The sequence below is a fragment of the Bradyrhizobium sp. PRIMUS42 genome, from assembly GCF_023006515.1.
Classification (GTDB): domain Bacteria; phylum Pseudomonadota; class Alphaproteobacteria; order Rhizobiales; family Xanthobacteraceae; genus Bradyrhizobium.
Genome location: NZ_JALBGZ010001333.1, coordinates 1 through 829, shown reverse-complemented (window position 1 = coordinate 829; position 829 = coordinate 1). Strand labels below are relative to the sequence as shown.

The following is an 829-nucleotide window of genomic DNA, read 5'->3' as shown; positions in this document are numbered from 1 at the left end:
CTGACGCTGCTGGCGGGCACCCCGGCCCTGACCTTCACCGGCATGATCGGCGCGGCGCTGGCGGTGACGCTGCACCGCGGCGGGCTGCTGATGGCGGTGCTGGTGCTGCCGCTGTCCATTCCGGTCCTGATTTTCGGCGTGGCCGCGTCACAGGCCGTGATCGTCGGTCCCATGACGTTCGGCGCGCCGTTCTCGATCCTGTGCGCGCTGTCCCTGGTCAGCCTCGTGGTCGGCCCCTTCGCAGCCGCAGCGAGCCTCCGGCATGGACTTGACTGAGATGGGCTTGATTGAGTGGGCTCGACTGACCTTGACCCCGATCAACTTTCGTCCCTCGCTTTCGTGCTGATTGCCTGAGCAGCCGCCGATGATTATCAGGGTACTATGTCACTGATCGACCTCGCCAACCCGACCCGGTTCCTCGCGCTGACAGCGCGGGTGTTGCCGTGGCTCGCGGCCGCGACAATCATCCTGCTCGCGATCGGCCTCTACCAATCCGCAAACGCGCCGGACGACTATCAGCAGGGCGCGACCGTCAAAATCATGTTCATCCACGTGCCAAATGCCTGGCTGTCGATGTTCGTCTGGGGCGTGATGAGCATCGCCTCGCTGGGCACGCTGGTGTGGCGTCATCCGCTGGCCGACGTCGCCGCGAAAGCCGCAGCGCCGATCGGCGCCGCCTTCACTTTCCTCGCGCTGCTCACCGGCTCGCTGTGGGGCCGGCCGATGTGGGGCACCTATTGGGAATGGGATGCGCGGCTCACCTCCGTGCTGATCCTGTTCCTGATGTATCTCGGCCTGATGGCGCTGTGGCGCGCGGTCGACGATCCCT

At 65.9% G+C, this 829-nt stretch carries 2 protein-coding genes; both read left to right on the top strand.

Annotated features, from left to right (window positions below):
• On the top strand, positions 1 to 276 hold a 276-nt coding region (locus MOV75_RS40125; protein ID WP_247008383.1), incomplete at its 5' end, for a heme exporter protein CcmB.
• Positions 277 to 381: 105 nt separating this feature from the next.
• Positions 382 to 829 (top strand): cytochrome c biogenesis protein CcsA (ccsA, locus tag MOV75_RS40120; RefSeq protein WP_247008381.1); only part of this gene is annotated, 448 nt, incomplete at its 3' end.